This is a genomic window from Raineya sp., assembly GCF_053497555.1.
On record NZ_JBRCWE010000039.1, the window covers coordinates 1 to 17559 of the forward strand.

At 36.1% G+C, this 17559-nt stretch carries 12 protein-coding genes; 5 read left to right on the forward strand and 7 right to left on the reverse strand.

Annotated elements, in window-relative coordinates; genetic code table 11:
* The 3 genes from ACWITO_RS04770 to ACWITO_RS04780 form a co-directional block, all read right to left on the reverse strand.
* Positions 1–1166, reverse strand: a 1166-nt coding sequence (locus tag ACWITO_RS04770; protein ID WP_448528869.1) for a TolC family protein, incomplete at its 3' end; no start/stop codon positions are given.
* Between the two features lie 170 nt (positions 1167–1336).
* The gene (locus tag ACWITO_RS04775; RefSeq protein WP_101359806.1) at positions 1337–2389 is read right to left on the reverse strand and encodes a TdeIII family type II restriction endonuclease; all 1053 of its coding nucleotides are present in this window, start codon (positions 2387–2389) and stop codon (positions 1337–1339) included.
* Positions 2386–4020: a DNA methyltransferase gene (locus ACWITO_RS04780; RefSeq protein WP_207764458.1), complete on the reverse strand. Its 1635-nt coding sequence runs from the start codon at positions 4018–4020 to the stop codon at positions 2386–2388. The genes ACWITO_RS04775 and ACWITO_RS04780 overlap by 4 nt, the downstream gene beginning before the upstream one ends.
* Before the next feature lie 69 nt (positions 4021–4089).
* On the opposite strand from ACWITO_RS04780, the gene ACWITO_RS04785 reads away from it, so the two are divergent.
* Positions 4090–5064, forward strand: a complete 975-nt coding sequence (locus ACWITO_RS04785) for an SDR family NAD(P)-dependent oxidoreductase (protein WP_448528870.1) — start codon at positions 4090–4092, stop codon at positions 5062–5064.
* A gap of 2 nt (positions 5065–5066) precedes the next feature.
* Here ACWITO_RS04785 and ACWITO_RS04790 read toward each other — a convergent pair whose 3' ends face one another.
* The 3 genes from ACWITO_RS04790 to ACWITO_RS04800 all read right to left on the reverse strand — a co-directional run bounded on the left by ACWITO_RS04790 (position 5067) and on the right by ACWITO_RS04800 (position 8521).
* Positions 5067–6431 (reverse strand): PAS domain S-box protein, encoded by a 1365-nt coding sequence (locus tag ACWITO_RS04790; RefSeq protein WP_448528871.1) that lies wholly within the window; start codon positions 6429–6431, stop codon positions 5067–5069.
* Between the two features lie 187 nt (positions 6432–6618).
* Positions 6619–7740, reverse strand: coding sequence for a C1 family peptidase (locus tag ACWITO_RS04795; protein ID WP_448528872.1), 1122 nt, complete (start codon positions 7738–7740; stop codon positions 6619–6621).
* A gap of 289 nt (positions 7741–8029) precedes the next feature.
* A complete protein-coding gene (locus ACWITO_RS04800) occupies positions 8030–8521 on the reverse strand; it encodes a hypothetical protein (protein WP_448528873.1) in 492 nt (163 codons plus the stop codon).
* A gap of 248 nt (positions 8522–8769) precedes the next feature.
* Here ACWITO_RS04800 and ACWITO_RS04805 point away from each other — a divergent pair, with 248 nt between their 5' ends.
* The 4 genes from ACWITO_RS04805 (at position 8770) to murG (ending at position 15496) form a co-directional block, all read left to right on the forward strand.
* Positions 8770–9762 (forward strand): hypothetical protein, encoded by a 993-nt coding sequence (locus tag ACWITO_RS04805; RefSeq protein WP_448528874.1) that lies wholly within the window; start codon positions 8770–8772, stop codon positions 9760–9762.
* Complete coding sequence (locus ACWITO_RS04810) at positions 9725–11926, forward strand: hypothetical protein (RefSeq protein ID WP_448528875.1); 2202 nt, start codon at positions 9725–9727, stop codon at positions 11924–11926. The genes ACWITO_RS04805 and ACWITO_RS04810 overlap by 38 nt, the downstream gene beginning before the upstream one ends.
* A 91-nt stretch (positions 11927–12017) precedes the next feature.
* Positions 12018–14204: a 7TM diverse intracellular signaling domain-containing protein gene (locus ACWITO_RS04815; RefSeq protein ID WP_448528876.1), complete on the forward strand. Its 2187-nt coding sequence runs from the start codon at positions 12018–12020 to the stop codon at positions 14202–14204.
* Positions 14205–14404: 200 nt separating this feature from the next.
* Positions 14405–15496, forward strand: coding sequence for an undecaprenyldiphospho-muramoylpentapeptide beta-N-acetylglucosaminyltransferase (murG, locus tag ACWITO_RS04820; protein WP_448528877.1), 1092 nt, complete (start codon positions 14405–14407; stop codon positions 15494–15496).
* Positions 15497–15549: 53 nt separating this feature from the next.
* On the opposite strand, the gene ACWITO_RS04825 is transcribed toward murG, so the two are convergent.
* On the reverse strand, positions 15550–17481 hold the full coding sequence (locus ACWITO_RS04825) for a cytochrome c oxidase subunit I (protein ID WP_448528878.1): 1932 nt from the start codon (positions 17479–17481) through the stop codon (positions 15550–15552).
* Between the last annotated feature and the right edge of the window lie 78 nt (positions 17482–17559).

Genomic DNA, 17559 nt, shown 5'->3' on the forward strand with positions numbered 1-17559 from the left:
TCGTTGTACGAGGCTCGTACTTGTGTAAGAATTTGTCGGGTTAGTTGAGTTTGCTCAAATTCCGTTTGGTTGATTTTGAAGCGAGTTTGAAAAATTTTGCCTCTTTCTTTACGTAAAAAAAGCGGGAAACTGGCATCTAAGCCTATTTTATAGTTGTTGGCAAAATAATCGGCATTCATTTCAAATTTCATCGGATTGTACGCCGTAAGTACATTGTAATGCAAATTGATACGAGGTTTTACCCTATCTACCTGAAAGCGTCTTTCAATATCTAAATGAGTAAGTTTGAAGCGAACTTTCTGAATTTCAGGGTGATTTTGCTCGGCAAATTGCAAAAGTTCATTCAATCGGGCTTCGCTGAAAATCTCAATTTGAGCAATTGTTTCAGGAACGGCGTTTTCGGGTAATTCTACGGGCAAGTTTTCATTCCATAAATGCACAGAAAGTAAAAGCCCTGCATTACGAAAATCTATTTCAGCTTGGCGAAGTTGGATAGTACGCTCTTGAAGTGTGATTTTTGCTTCCACAGAATCAATAGCCGCCGCCTCTCCAAATTGAATCATCTGCTTGATAAAGTTGTAACGCTCTTCGGCAAGCTCATAACCTTTACGAATAAAACGCAACTCATTGTAGCGAGCATACCATTCCCAATAATCTTTGGTAGCAGAAAAGAAAAGTTTATTGAGTTCTTTAATTCTTTCGGCTTCTGCGATTTGTTGCATTACTTGGGCTTGCCGAAGGGTTGCACGACGAGCATCAATAAGCAGATTTTGCCCCAATGGAATGCTAATACCTGCATACACCAAACCTCTATCAGGCGATTTATTTTCGGTATTAATGAGTTCTCCTTCGTTGAGTTCGTAGCCTGCTTTCAGTTCTCCAATCCAAATGGGAGCTTTCAGACGGCTATCCCAATAGCTGTAATAAAATTTATCTTTGAGCGTCTTTTGGAGGTAATCTACTTCCAATTTAGGGTCAAAATTTCCACGAGCTATGCGGATTTCTTCTTGGGCAATTCGTGGGAAAAGGTCTATCTGCTTGACAATCGGGTGGTGGCGAAGCATTTGAGCATACAAATCTCGCAAAGAAAATACTTGCAGAGTATCTTGGGCGAAAAGACACCTTGCAAATAAAACAAGCAAACAAAGAAATAAATTTTTTTTCATAGCACAAGCTACTTGTATAAATTTTGACAAAATTGTGAAAAAAATTTCACAATTTACTTGCTTTTAAGAATAATATTGTTTTACAGCTATTTTACACAGCCACATTCAATTTATTATCCTTCTACCTATTATTAAAGATTTAACTTAAATCTACCTATCAGTTTCTAACGTTATTTTGACAATAAACGCAACAAATGTTGCACTCTATCAGATTTATATTCTCCCTCTTTGAAGCAAGATTGGTTGAGCATACGTTCATCATTTTTATTAGTTATTTTTTTACTGATTTCATCAATGTGCATAACTAAAAAGTGTTCCTGAAACAAAAACCACTTTTCCAACAAGTCTAAATAATCCTGCCTTTGTGTAATCCTGTTTTGGGGCTCACTCAAAAAAGTCAGCTCATTCATAAAATGAGGGGTAGCAATTGTATTGATAATCTCTAAAATCGCCTCCATTGTACCTTCTACACCTGAAAGATAATCCCAAAATTCTCCTGCTAATAAAATTTCATTTTCATCAAAATACTTAGTAAAACCGACACTATAATCCATAAAGCGTTTTTTATTGTAACCACAGGGGATATCGCTTAGAGGGTCAAAGGGAAAAGCTAAGAAATAACTAATGTTTTTTTGTGGATATCTATTTTTTAATGCAGCTTTTGCTTCTAGAATTTTTTGTTTTTCTACTCTAAATATACCTTTGTTAGGCTTTACGGTTTTTATTTCAATACACACAATTTCAGTGTCGTTTTCATAAAATACATCTGCTGTAAAATCTGTACCCTCTACAAGATTACTTGTAAGCACTTTCTGAAAAATCATATTATTTTCATTAGCTAAAGAAGGCATTTTGTTACCGTTGCTCAAATCAGTAATAATTTTTGAAATGAAATCTTTTTGCTCTTGTTCAATCGGCAAATTATTCCTTTTACTGGTAGTGAATTCTCTTTTTTCTCCCCCGCAAAGAATGTGAGCAGTATTTTCAAAGAAAGATTGCCCCAAACTCGTATTTAAGCCGTGCAACCAACTACTTAAACTAATGAGCGTAGGAATAGATGAAACTTTACCATTCAAATTATATGAAAAAGCCTTTACAAACGCTTCGTGAAAAGGTGCATTACGATTGCTACTAACATCATTAGGAAATTTTTCAAACTGATGGTAAAGAGTTCTAATAACCTGAACAGCAATTTTTTCTTTCAATGTATTGCTAATTGTCATATTGAATTTCTTTTTAGATGAAAAATAATCTCTGAATATGCACCCTTATCTTTTTCAGTTCTATTTAGCACAGGTCGTTTATATTGATTAACAATTTGCATACCTGCCATTTCAGCAATTTGTGAATAAAGATTAAACTTATCATTGGCTACTAAAAAAACATCATAATCATCAGCTAAAAATTTTTTGCAATTATTGAGTACATTAGCAATAGCTTTTACATAATCTTGTTGAGCTTGTTTAGTTTGCTTTTTAGACATAGAGCCGATTTCCTGTTCATCTTTACGTTCAAAGCCGAATAAATCATAGGCGTAGGCGTGCTGTTCGTGATAGTCAATCAAACCTACATACGGCGGACTTGAAAAAATACCCCTAATTTTTTTTTGTTTGACTAATTCGTAAAAATCAAAATGTTTTTTTTCTAATTCTGCCAGAATATCTATGGTTTCCGAATTGCCGTTTAGACAATATTGGAAGGTGTTTGTTCGTAATTTTGAAAACTCTGCCAATCGTTGAATAGTATCTTTGCAGTATCTTTCCCACCACGAGAGTATAGAAAACAAAGGTTTACATATTTTGCCGTGTTTGGCACAATAGTATGGAGTGGTTACAGGTTCTACCAAAGTTGCCAAATCTGCGTGAGTTGTTGCTCTACAACTACGAATAGTACGACTCAGAATCACCGTGAGTACATTTTTTACCTGTAAATCTTGCACTTCTTTAATTTGCTCAAAAACAAAATCAATCTCATTGCGAACCGTTTGTAAGTACCATTTTTCCAAAAAGGTGTTTTGTTTATCTTGTTTAACTTTGATTTGATATTTGGTTATCAATTCATAAAACTTTTTCAAAACAATTTTTTCGTGTAATTCGGTATAGCTTTCTTCGTCAATTTCTTTTTTTCTTACCTTTATCTTAAATTCAGGTGAGGGAAAGTATTTCTTATCGTAATCGGTCAAAAATTCGGCGAGTTCTTTTTCAAAAGCAAGATGTGATGAATTAGCCACAAATTTTTTAAGAGCTTTACTTATTCTTTCAGTTTCTTGATAAAGTTCTGTAAAATCTACTTTTGAAATTTTAACATTACTAATCAACGCATTAAAAGCTGATATATCTACCCCAATAGCATGTATTCCTAACTCATTTGCTTGCACCAAAGTTGTTCCACTGCCACAAAAAGGGTCAAGCACAATATCTTCTTTGTTGAAAAAGACTTGTTTTTTGAACTCATCTGTATGTCCATCTAAAAAATACTCTACCAATTGGGGAATGTATTTCCCCTTGTAAGGATGCAAACGATGTACATGTTTCGTAGTTTCAGCCTCTTTAAGATGCTCAAAGCTCAATGACCAGTTCAAATCATCGCCTAATTTCTTTTTCCAATCCAACTCTCTGCGACCATAGAAATTTTCATAATATTTGATAAGTTCTTGCTTGCTAATCAGAGTTAAGCCATTATTATCAACCTTTGGTACTCTGCCGTAGTTTAACAAGTAAGTAATATTTGAAACCGTTACGTTTTTGTTAATATATTTACTGGCAAAATCCGCCGCTTCTCTAATGGTAAATAAAGTTGATGTTTCAGATATTTTTTCCTCTTTGATAGTATTTATTTGCAGTTGCTTTTCCATTTTTATCTGATTTTATTTACAAAAGTAGTAAATTCGCACATTCTTTGAAAATCAACAAGTAAAAAACTTATGCCACAAGTTTTCATCACAGGAGCCACGGGACTTTTAGGAAGCTACCTTGCCAAAGGATTTGTAGATAAAGGTTATGCTGTAAAAGCTCTCAAAAGAGATAGTTCAAAAATGGACTTTTTGGGTGAATATGCTCATAAAATAACTTGGATAGAAGGAGATATTTCGGATTTAGTTATTTTAGACAAAGCCATAGAAACGGGCGATATGGTTATTCACTCGGCGGCGGTAGTTTCTTTTGATAGTGCCGATAAAGATTTGATGATGAAAACCAATGTAGAAGGTACTGCCAACGTAGTAAATACCTGTTTGAGCAAGGAAATAAAAAAATTGATTCATATTAGCTCAGTGGCGGCTTTGGGTAAAAAAAAGGGACAAACCTACGTAAATGAAGAAAGTCGTTGGGAAGATTCAGACTGGAATACGAATTACGCTCAAAGCAAATATCTTTCGGAATTGGAGGTTTGGCGAGGTATCAATGAAGGTTTGCCCGCTGTAATTGTCAACCCTTCCTTGATTTTTGGAGCAGGTAAATGGCAACAAACCAGCCTAAAAGTATTTGATTACATTGCCAAAGGCGGAAAAATGTACCCCACAGGCACCGCCAATGTAGTTGATGTACGCGATATTCTCAAAGCAGTGTTGTATTTAGCAGAAAGTAACATCACGGGAGAGAGATTTATTTTAAACGGACATACTTTAAGCTACAAAGAACTTTTTGAAAAAATAGCAAATTTAATGAATAAAAAGCCTCCGTTCTTGAAGGTAAGTCCTTTTTTAGCTGAAATTGCTTGGCGGATAAGCAGTTTAATAGCTCTTTTTACCTTCCGCCGACCTTTTATCAGTAAGGAAACAGCTCGCAATTCTCAAAGGCAAATTGTTTATCAAAATGAAAAAATCCGAAAATTTATACCTGATTTTAGTTTTACACCTTTACAAGAAACATTGGAATGGGTAGTAAAAAATAAGCAATAGCTTTACTCTATCTGATACGCTTTACTTACGATTTCGTGTATAATCTTATCCAAATCTTGGGTAGCTTGCAAGAGATAATCAAAATATTTCTGATTTTCTTCACTCATTTTGGATTTATCCATCAGTTGCATCAGACCTAAAATATTTGCCACAGGCTTGCGAACTTTATGCGATTGGATATAAGCAATTTCACGCAGTTGTCTATTCTGCTTTTCCAGAAGCAATTCGTATTTTTTACGCTTATCAATATCAGAGGCATTGTAAGAAACCCCTATAAGATTTCCTTCTTCATCATAAGCAGGAAAAAAAGAAACCAAAAACCAATACTGCTCACCATTTTCAAGGTCTATACAAAGTTCCTCAATAATGGTCTCGCCTTGTAAAGTTCGCTTCATATAGTTTTGAAAATCGGTTTGGCGTGTAGGTACCACATATTTTCTGAAATCATCACCTTCTTTTATTTCTGCACCAAAAAAAAGTTTTACATTCTCAAAGGCTTTTTTATTGAAAGATAGCACCTTAAAATCGGGGGCAAGAAGTATATTGTTATCATTGGTACTATCTACGATAGCACGCAGTTTGATTTCAGAATTTTTGAGTTTATCTTGAATCCGTTTTTTTTCGTCAATATCCAAAGTAACCAATGAAACCCCTAAAACTCGCCCTGCTTCATCATATACAGGGGCATACTTCATTTTTAGCCAGATTTTCTTATCCTGAATCTTTCTTTCTCTCTCTATTTCAATAATTTCGCCTTGCATAGCTCTTTTGAAAGCCTCTGTAAAATCTGAGTGGGCTTCGGGCATTACAAAGTCTAAAAAATTATCATTTTCGCTTAAATTTTTATTAAAAATCATCTGCGAGAGTTCTTGTGCTTTTTGATTACACAGAAGCACTTTGAAATCGGGACTGATAAGCACCTGACTATACTCCGAGCTTTCCAACAATGCTCTCAACTTGGTAGCATTGGCTTTGATAAGTTTCTGACTCTCTGCTAAAAAGGAAACGTCATAACCAATTCCTAAAATACCACAAACTTCCCCTCTCTGATTTTTGAAAGCGGAAAAATCCCAATGGGTAAGGTAAAACCCCTGCTGATTGGCTGTTTTTTTGCGTAAATAAAGTGAAAAGTTTTTTTCGGGATATTGAAAGCACTTATCTACCGTATCTTTGCAAAGCTGATGGTCATCGGGGGCAATGGTATGCAAGCAAGAAGTACCCAGCACTTCGTTTTCAAAAATAAAATTTTTTCTGAAAGTTTCATTATGATACACATAATTGCCTTGTGAGTCTGCCACAACCACAGCGAGTATCTCACTATGCACCAGATACGAAGGAAGCGATGCCTCAATTTCAACTTTTGTCATTTAGCAAAGTTTAGGGCGAAAAAGTATCTAAAAAAAAATCCATTGTCAAGCATTTTTCTTTCATATTATACTGAGATGAAAGCAGTTTTTAGGGTTTTTGTGATTTTATCTTTTGATATTCAAAGACTTGTAGCAATACAATAAATATCTGAGCTCTTGCCTCTTATTTCCTATCTCTTTAATTCATTTATATTTTCAACTTTTTACGCAATTCAGTTGGCAAAGCCTCTTTATGAAGCATTATGGAAATGGTTTTCATTTTGAAAAAATCTTCGCTCATATACAGAAATCCGTGAAACTTGCTTATTTCTCCCCAAGAGTTTTTGATATAAAACCAAGTTTTGGTAGGTATTTGGGTTATTTTTTTGCTTCGCTTGGTACGAGGCGGATTTTTTTCATTTTTTTCTTTAGCAATGCCTACAATATGCATTACGTGTTCTATTTGTGTAGAGCCATTTTTGATGTATCTTTGTCGGTTTTCAGGACTTATTTTTATGGTATCGGGTAAAAACGCCAAGCCCTGCTCTGCCGAAAAAGTAGGTTCTACGTTATCGCCATTCCATACAACTCCAAAACCTTTGCGAATAGCATTTTGAGTAAGTTCCCAAAATTCTTGCAAAGGAACATTGTAATACCCTTCTTGCATCCAGTTGTATTTGTCTGGTAATATTATTTTCTGATAAAAAGGCTCACCGAGCCAAGAAGTAACCTGCACATAATCATCAGGATTGATTTTTAAGTAGTTTTGGGCAAAAGTCTGCGGCGTATAAGTTTGCCCTTCATAGATAAATTTTTCAGGTACTTTGCCCAAAAAAAGGTCTAAAACTTTTTCTAAAAATGCTTTATCCGCTTCATTCAAAGATTTTTTGCCATTGGCAATAAAATTTTGTGTAGCCTGCCACATCAGCGTATCAAGCGGTGGGTGATAATGTTCCTGAAAAAAGACTTTCCCATTGTAAATCCTTTCAGGCACAATTCCAAAATGACGAATAGTATAAAGTACATCGTGAGGTTGCCCTCCTGCCGTAAAAAAGGTTTTTCCTGCTGTTTGTAAATATTTTTCTACTTTCAGCGGGTAAGTTTTACGGGCTACAAACATTTTAGATAAAATTACACTTGGTTTGTTTTGTCTCATTAGTTCGCTTTCAAAAAAAGAACAAGTAGCAAAACTCCAACACGTCCCCGAATAGGATTGATTTTCTACTTTATGGCAAGGAATTAGCACCTCCATTTCAAAATCTTGAGTGGGTTGTGCTTGTAAGCTCCCAAAAGCCAAGCAAAGCAATATACATAAAAACAAACGTAACATTTTGATTTTCTGATTTTTCAAATGTAAGAAAATAAACACAAAAAAGCAAATATTTTGATAAACAAACTCCACACAAAGAAGTTATTTAGGCACAATTTGCAGTAGGGAAGTAGGAAACAAGAAGCAGGATAAAGAATTTTAGATAATAGATGTCAAAAACAAAAAATGAGAAATAAAATTTTTAGAGGCTTGCACTACTTTTGGATAGGAATAAACTACCAAACAAAAAAACTGCCGTCAGAAACAGCAGTCTTTTTACGTATGCTTATTAAAATCAACTTATTTTGGTTTATTTTTGCTTTTTACCTGAAAATGCTTTGAGGTAATCTTTTACGGCATTCATCATTACATTGTAACCTCCCACTCCCGATGCCGAAAACTCTTTGAAAGGACGCATAAAAGGCTCAAACCAAGATTCATACATTTTATTCCATACTTCATTGATTTGGTCTATGCTTCCTGTTTTGAAAATATCGGCATAATTGCCTGCGTGGTCTTTGATGTAATCAAACCAATTTTTACCAAAGTTTTCTTGCATTTTTTGCAAATCCAAGAGATGATTGGGCATTGTAATACCTGCGTGCTTCTGCAAAAGCTCATTCATTTCTTGCATCAGTTTGGTTTGTTCATCAAACCACTTCTTGTAGGCTTGTGTAAATTCTTCTACGAAATTCTCCTTTCCCCAAGCCTCTGCAATATGACGAACTGCCTCCAAAAACAACTCCATTTGTTTGGATTGCACTTTCGTCAGAATTTCCAACACCTCTTTGCTTTGGTTCATAAATGTTTTATTTTCTTAACGCAAAAGTAGTGAGAATGTTCTTGCTTTCAAAGGAATATTTACTTTTTTTTGCTGTAAAAATTTCATTTTTTCCATTTTTTAATAATTTCATTGTACTTTTCAAAGATTTTACAAAAATGTCAAACAAAATTTTATTTGGTTATCCCATTGTTTTTTTGAAAAAAATTTTACAAAGCTTCAAAAGTCGGATTTTTCTTTTAGAAACTTGCCATAAATACCTTTTTTGTTTGATTTTTACTTTTTCTGCCTGTAAAAATCAAGAAAAAATAAGCCAAAATTGGTATCATTGGAAAGGAACTCTTCATCTGGATAGCTTGGAACGCAAGTATGCCGAACATTTGCAAAGCAAAACGCTTTATTTACGCTTTTTTGATGTAGATTTTCACCCCGAACAAAAAGCTATTCCCATAGGCGACTTGCAGATACAAAATACAGATATAAAGCCTTTTCAAAAAGTTGTAGCAGTGGTTTTTGTTACCAATCGTACAATGCTACAAAGCCAACCCGCTGAAATACCGCTTTTGGCTAAAAAAATATCAGAAAAAACATTTAGCAAAGCTCAAAATAACCAAATACCCTTGCAAGGCATACAAATTGATTGCGACTGGAGCGAAAAATCCAAAGAAAACTTTTTTTTACTATGCAGAACAATGAAACAAATTTGCACAGAACAAAAATTATCCTTTTCAGTAACTATTCGTTTGCATCAGTACAAATATTTTTCACAAACAGGCGTACCCGATGCCGATGCAGGGATTTTAATGCTATACAATGTAGGTGATATTGAAGGGAAAAATACTGAAAACTCTATTTTAGAGCTATCGCTTGTAGAAAAATACTTGCAGAATGCCGAAAAGTACCCTTTGCCACTCAAAGTAGCTTTACCTATTTTTCAGTGGGCGGTTGTGAAGCGTATGGGGAAAGTAGTGCATTTGCTTTCCGAAATCACAGAAAGAGATTTAGAACAAAATCTCCAATTAAAAAAAATTCAAGAAAAACGTTACAAAGTGAGAGAAAATCATTATTTTGGGGGTGTTTTTCTGTATGAACAAGACGAATTGCGTTGGGAAAATGTAAGCCTTGAAAATCTTGAAAAACTTACCAAAGCAGTTGCTTCTAAAATACCTACTACCGAAATGATTTTTTACCATTTAGATAGCCACCTCATTCAACAATATCCTTATGAAAAACTTCAAAATTTGGTTCATTATTGGTTTTAATGTATTTGCTCTCTGCAACACTTGGCACGTAGAAAGTTGTGCCTACTTTGAGCCCGACTGGGAAATTTATCGTTTTTTCAATCCCGAACTATCTCAAAATAGCCGATTTCGTCCTTTGTATTTTTCTTTCAGTCGTTTTTATGAAAACGAAGATGTAATGCAGAAAAATGAAAAAGACGAAAATCTGATAGAATGGCAAACTTTTATGGAAAATAAAGTTTCTGCCAAAGACTTAGAAGCCATCATCTATAAATCTACCCAAGCCGATTGGGATAAAATTCGCAGTTTTGTGCTTTTGCAAAAACCGCTCAACGACAAAAAACTGGCTGAAAATAGTGTTGTGCAATATTGGGCAACACAAAAAAAAGATGCCGAATCTATTGAATATCTTTCTTTTGCCAAAAAATGTGAGCGTTATACATTTGTTGAAAGCCCTTGGGCAGAAACGCCCCCCAATGCCCAAGAAAATCTTTTAGCGTATTCCAAAGAAGCAGAAAAACGTTTTTCTTCTGCCAAAGATGTATTCATTAAAATTCGCTATGGCTATCAAGCGGTGCGTTTGGCTCATTATGCCAAAGACTACAAAAGAACTATTTTGCTCTACGACAACCTGCTTGAACCTCTCAAAACTGAAAATATCATAAAATACTGGGCAATGGCTCATAAAGCAGGTGCTTTGCAAAAAATGGGGCAAAATGCTCTTTCTGCTTATCTTTTTGCTCTTGTATTTGAAAAATCTACTGCCAAGCGAATTAGCTCTTTTTTGAGTTGTAAAATTTTTACAGACGAGGATTGGAAAAAAGCGTTAAGCCTTTGCAAAAACAATCAAGAAAAAACTACTTTATTTTTCATCAGAGGCATACACCCCCAAAATTTAATACTCCCCGAAATGATGGCTATTTATAGCCTTGTACCTGACTCCGACTATCTGGATATGCTTCTTTTGCGAGAAATGAATAAAATTGAAATGACCTTAATGCCCTTGCGTAGCACAGAAAGTGGCTTTTCAAATACCGACCAAATTGCTTTGTACCGAGCCTATCTGCCCAAACTTAAATCTTTTGTAATGCAGTATCTCAAAACTGCTAAAAACCCTCAAAAACAGGCTCTTTGGGTAATGGCTTTGGGTTACTGCGACTATCTGCTTGATAAGCCCCAAGAAGCACGTAAAAGTTTTGCTTCGCTCAAAAAAGAAAACCTTTCCCCTGATGCCCAAAAGCAAATACAGGTTTTTGAAACAATGCTTGAACTTGCCGAGCTCAATATTTTAGAAAAAGATACCGAAGAAAAAATTTATCAGAAAGTAGTAGCTACACAAAGTAGAGCCTTGAAAGAACTTATGCGAGGTACTTTTGCACGCCTCTATGAAAGACAAGGCGAAAAAGCCAAAGCCTACCTTTCGCAAGCAGACCTCTACCGAATTAAAACCGAACAAAAACTCCTTGACGAACTCATTGCTTTTGCCTCACAAGATAGCTACACAAGTTACGAAAAAGAACTCTTGGCTAAAATTGATACTCAAAATCCTAAGGCTATTTTGCAGGAAATAAAAGCTACTATTTTGTTTCGTGAAGGAAATTTAGATGAAGCAGAAAAACTTTTCCGTCAGTCGGGTATAAATTTACCCCTTGAAGGCGACCCTACCAGCGATGAAATCATTGATTGTATCAATTGCCCTCGCAAAAAAACTTACACCAAACTCAACTTGATTAGCCAAATTAAAAGTTTAGAGGCACAAGCCCGCAAGGGTTCGGCAGATGCTTATCATAAACTTGGTAATATCCATTACAACACCACTTATTTCGGACACGCTTGGAAAGCTATGGACTACTGGCGTAGCGGTTCGGCAGTAAGTTTCCATACCGATTGCTCCAAAGCTCAAGAATATTACGAAAAAGCCGCACAACTCTATGAAAAGGCAGGCAACCGAGAAATAGCGGCTCGCCTCACTTTTCTTGCCGCCAAAGCCGAGCAAAATCAAATGTTTATGACTGATAAGTTCAAAAAAGAGCAAAATGAAAAAATGTTTAGTGGAGGCATTGGTTTTATGTTTATACCCGAATACCGCACCAACTTCCAAAACCTTAAAAACAAATACCGAAATACGCAGTTTTATAGAAATGCTCTGAAAGAATGTTATTATTTCAGTTATTTTGTGAGATAGCAATATTTTAGCAATAGCTTGAACATTTTGAACATCAATACTTGCTTTTGGCTTATTGAAACAACACAACACCAAATTAAACACATAGATTATGAAATTTTTATATTTTTTGAAAATTGTCGGACTTTCTTGGCTTTTTTCACTTCAATTCGTTTTTGCCCAACTTAAACCCTACGAAATTCCTGAAAATATTGAAGTAGAAAATATCAGTAAATATTTTGTGTATTACGAAGATGCTTCCAAACTGATGTCGCTGAAAGAAATAGACAAAATGGAAGCAGAAAAATGGAAACCCATTACCAAAGATGACCCCAACTTGGGTTTTAAGAAAATCAATCTTTGGCTCAAATTTCAGTTACACAACAAAACCAACAAAACAGAAACTTTCTATTTGGAATTTGACTACCCTCTTTTGGATAAAGTAGATATTTTTAGCCAAAATGGGGAAAGTGCTTGGGAAAAAGTAATAAATACAGTCGGAGATGCTGTTCCGTTTGGTACAAGACCTTTCTTTTATAGAAATCTTGTTTTTCCGCTCAAATTAGAGCCTTTTGAAACCCGCACTTTTCTTATCAAAATAGATAGCGATAGCTCTTTGCAATTTCCTGCCTATCTTTACTCTCTGCCAAGACTTATCAAGCATATAGCCGTTACGGATATACTCTTTGGCTTTTTTTATGGTATTTTGCTCATAATGGGTATTTACAATTTGGTACTATTCTTTGCTATTCGCAACAATAGCTACTTGTATTATGTGATTTACATTGTTTTCTATGGCACTGTTCAAGCGGCACTCAACGGACACGCCTTCCAATACTTATGGTCTAATGCCACTTGGTGGGCAAATACCGTGATACCTGTGGGTTTGTGTGCAGGCGGAGCAGGAGCTATTCTATTTATGATTTCATTTTTAAGTACAGAAAAATACCTGCCTCGTTTCAATAAAGTTTTATGGGGTATTGTAGCTCTACTGGGTATGTTTTCTCTGCTTGGCTTCGTCCTTCCTTATCCTATTTCGGTAAGAATAGGTACTGTGGCTATGCTTGTAGTAGGTATTGTAGAGCTTTCAACAGGTTTGGTAGTTTGGCGTATTGGAAATAAATCGGCAATTTACTTTATTTTATCTTGGGCATTTTTCCTTGTAGGTATAATGATGGTAGCTCTTATTGCCACAGGAGCTATCCCCAATCACCCTTTTTTACGAGTTTCGCACCTTGTTGGGGCAATGTTTCAAGTCGTAGGGCTTTCTTTTGCTCTGGCAGATAGGGTAAATACCATTCGCCGTGAGCGTGCTGTGGCACAAGCCGAAGCCTTGAAGGCTTTGGAAGAAAATGCTCGTATCATCAAAGAGCAAAATGAAATGCTGGAGCAGAAAGTTGCCGAAAGAACACGTGAATTGCAACAGAAGCAAGAAGAAATCCTTACCCAAAACGAGGAATTGCAACAACAAAGAGAAGAGATTATGGCTCAAAGAGATTTCATAGAACGAAAAAATAAAGAACTTACCGAACTCAATACGCATATGAGCCAAAGTATCCAGTATGCAAGTCATATACAAAAGGCGATTTTACCCGATGAAGAGGTCATCAGAAATTATGTAAGCGATTTTTTCCTTATTTATTTTCCCAAAGATGTAGTTTCAGGGGATTTCTACTGGTTTTCTAAAATAGAAAATCATCTTTTCTTTGCCGCCGTAGATTGCACAGGACACGGCGTTCCCGGTGCTTTTATGAGTATGATAGGCAATACTTTACTCAATAAAATCATTAACGAAAACAAAATCTTTGAACCCGCCCAAGTGCTTTCTGCCCTCAATGAAGGAGTAATTGCTTCGCTCAGGCAAAGAGAAACAGGTAATAACGATGGTATGGACGTATGTCTGTGCCGCATTGATATTAAAAACGAAGAAGAATTTGAATTGTATTTTGCAGGAGCCAGACGTCCTTTATACATTTTCAAAGATGATACCATTATTGAACTGAAAGGCTCACGCAGTCATATCGGCGGAAGTGGTTTGGGAATTATGCAAACCCCTTACGAAACCTATCATTACTCGCTCCAAAAAGGAGATGTCGTCTATCTTTCTACAGATGGCTATACCGATAACCCAAACCCCGATAGGCAAAAATTCGGTACCGATAAACTCAAAACTTTACTCTTACTTTATGGTAAAGAACCCTTAGATAGACAATGCTATTTTTTGAAAGAAGAACTCTTAATGTTTCAAAAAAATGCCCCCCAAAGAGATGATATTTTGGTAATGGGCATACGATTGTAAAATTTTATTTTGCCAGAATAAACAATAACGTAAAAATATTTTAATTTTTTCTTGCTTATATTAAACTTTTGTTACACTTTTGCATAGTCTTTTTACGTATGCTTATTAGTGGTTCTCATAACCCTCTCTGAAAGAGGGTTTTTTTCTTTTGGCTTTTTCCAAGTTCATTTTTAACTTTGCTCTCCTAAAATATAAGCAAATTGAAAAAAGTCATCATTAGTGGCGGGGGTACAGGCGGACACATCTACCCTGCCATAGCTATCGCCAACGAAATCAAACTGCAAGCCCCTGCTACTGAAATTTTGTTTGTAGGTGCGAATAATCGTATGGAAATGCAAAAAGTACCTCTGGCAGGATATAAAATTATTGGCTTAGATATTGCTGGAATTCAGCGAAAGCTAAGTAGCGAAAATTTACGCTTCCCCCTGAAACTCCTGAAAAGTTTGACACAAGCTCGCAAAATTCTGCAAGATTTCAAACCTGATATATGTATAGGTGTAGGAGGATATGCCAGTGCCCCTACACTGCTAATGGCTTCTTTGATGAAAATCCCTACACTCATTCAAGAGCAAAACAGCTACGCAGGCATAACTAACAAACTTTTGTCAAGAAAAGCTAAAAAAATATGTGTAGCCTATCCCCAAATGGATAAATATTTTCCCAAAGAAAAAATTGTTTTCACAGGTAACCCTGTACGAAAAGATATTTTAGAACTTGAAAACAAACGCCCCAATGCCTTGCAACATTTTGGCTTGCAAGAACATAAAAAAACACTTCTTGTGATAGGTGGTAGCCTTGGAGCAAGAACTATCAATTTGAGCATACAAAAAAACATACATAGGCTCATAGAAAACGATATTCAGGTAATCTGGCAAACGGGTAAAAATTTCTACGAAACTGCTCAAAAAAGTGTATCCGAAGCCAAAACAACCCTTATCAAGGTTTTTGATTTTATCAATGTAATGGATTTAGCCTATTCGGTGGCAGATGTGGTTGTTTCCAGAGCAGGAGCTTTATCTATTTCAGAATTATGTTTGGCAGGAAAGCCTTGTATTTTAGTTCCCTCTCCCAATGTAGCCGAAGACCACCAAAGTAAAAATGCCAAGGTGCTTGTAAATAATAAAGCCGCCCTAATGGTTGCCGATAAACACGCCGAAGCCTTTTTAGTAGGCGATGCGATTGATTTGCTTTATGATGAAGCTCTGCAAAAAGAATTGCAGAAAAATATCAAACGCTTTGCCAAGCCCAATGCCGCCCAAGAAATTGTCAGAGAGATAATGCAGATTTGGTAAAAAAGAAAACGACAGGCTCGTAAGCCTGTCGTTTCAGTTTAGTTTTAGATAATCTATGCAGTTACTTCTTTCTTTTTTGCAAGCTCTGCGAGTTCAAGCGTTGTATCGTGAGGCAACATTTCCTCTTTTTCCAATGCAATCATTTCGTTTTCGTGAGGCAAATTGGAATGAGGTGTCATTGAGTATGGTACGTTTTGAGGGATAAAGTCGGTAAATCCGTCTTTTTCAGCATTAGGCTTGCTATAATCGTAAGCCCAACGGTATACGAAAGGAATTTGACCAGGCCAGTTGCCGTGTCCGGGTTCAATAGGCGTAGTCCATTCCAAAGTATTAGAATTCCAAGGATTTTGGGTAGCTTTTCTACCTCTCCACATTGAGTAGAAGAAGTTGAAACCAAAGATAAGTTGAGCACCAAAAGTAATCACGGCGGCAACACTAATAAATTGGTTCAAATTCAAATATACCTCATCACGGAAGGCGGCATAAGCCGAAAACTCATAATAACGGCGAGGGAAACCTGCAATTCCGATAAAGTGCATAGGGAAAAATACCAAATACACCCCTACGAAAGTAAGCCAGAAATGAATGTAACCCAATTTTTCATCCATCATTCTGCCAAACATTTTAGGGAACCAGTGATAAATACCCGCCATCATACCAAAAAAAGAAGCTGAACCCATTACCAAATGGAAGTGAGCCACTACATAATAAGTATCGTGCAAGTAAATATCCAGAGCATTGTTACCCAAAATAATACCTGTTACCCCACCTGAAATAAAAAGAGAAACTAAACCTACTGAAAAAAGCATTGCAGGAGTATAACGGATATTTCCTTTCCATAGCGTAGTAATATAATTGAAAGCTTTTACTGCTGAAGGTACTGCAATAATAAGCGTTAGGAACATAAAGATACTACCCAAGAAAGGATCCATACCTGTTACAAACATATGGTGAGCCCAAACGATGAAAGATAGCACCGCAATACCCAATATTGAACCCACCATTGCCTTGTAGCCGAAAATAGGCTTGCGAGCATTGGTTGCAATAACTTCGGAAGTAATACCTAAAGCAGGCAAAAGAACAATATACACTTCGGGGTGCCCAAGGAACCAGAATAAGTGTTGATACAAAATAGCACTACCGCCTGTATGGTCAAGAGCTTGACCCGCAATATAAATATCAGAAAGATAAAAACTTGTACCTAAACTTCTATCAAATAATAGAAGTAATGCCGCTGAAAACAACACAGGGAAAGAAAGCAAACCAATAATGGCTGTAATAAAGAATGCCCATATGGTAAGAGGCAAGCGAGAAAAGGTCATTCCTTTGGTACGAAGGTTGATGACGGTAGTGATGTAATTGATACCTCCTAATAAAGAAGAGGCAATAAATAGGGTCATTGATAATAACCAATACGTCATTCCCGCACCTGAACCCTTAATTGCTTGAGGTAGGGCACTCAGAGGAGGATAAACAACCCAACCTCCACCAGCAGGTCCTCCTTCAAGAAACAATGAAGCAAACATTATTACACTTGAAACAAAAAAGAACCAGTAAGAAAGCATATTCAAAAAACCCGAAGCCATATCTCTGGCACCAATTTGCAAAGGAATGAGGAAATTGGAGAATGTTCCGCTCAAACCTGCTGTAAGCACAAAGAACACCATAATTGTTCCGTGCATAGTAACCAAAGCCAAATAAAATTCGGGGTCTAATTGTCCTTGTCCAGGTTCGCCTGTTACCCACTTACCCAGAATAAATTTGAGCCAAGTGTAATCCATTTCAGGAAAACCAAGTTTCAAGCGGAATAGGATAGAAAGCAAACCGCCTATAAAAGCCCACAAAATACCTGTTACCAAAAATTGCTTGGCAATCATTTTGTGGTCGGTGGAAAACACGTACTTTGTTAAAAAGGTTTCGTGATGATGCTCGTGATGTTCTTCGTGAGTATGTACATCGTGAGCGTGTGCAACTGCTGTAGCCATAGTATTTCTTTTTTTAGATTACAATACTCAGTGCAAAAAAATTTACACAAATATATTCAAACATATATGATTATACAA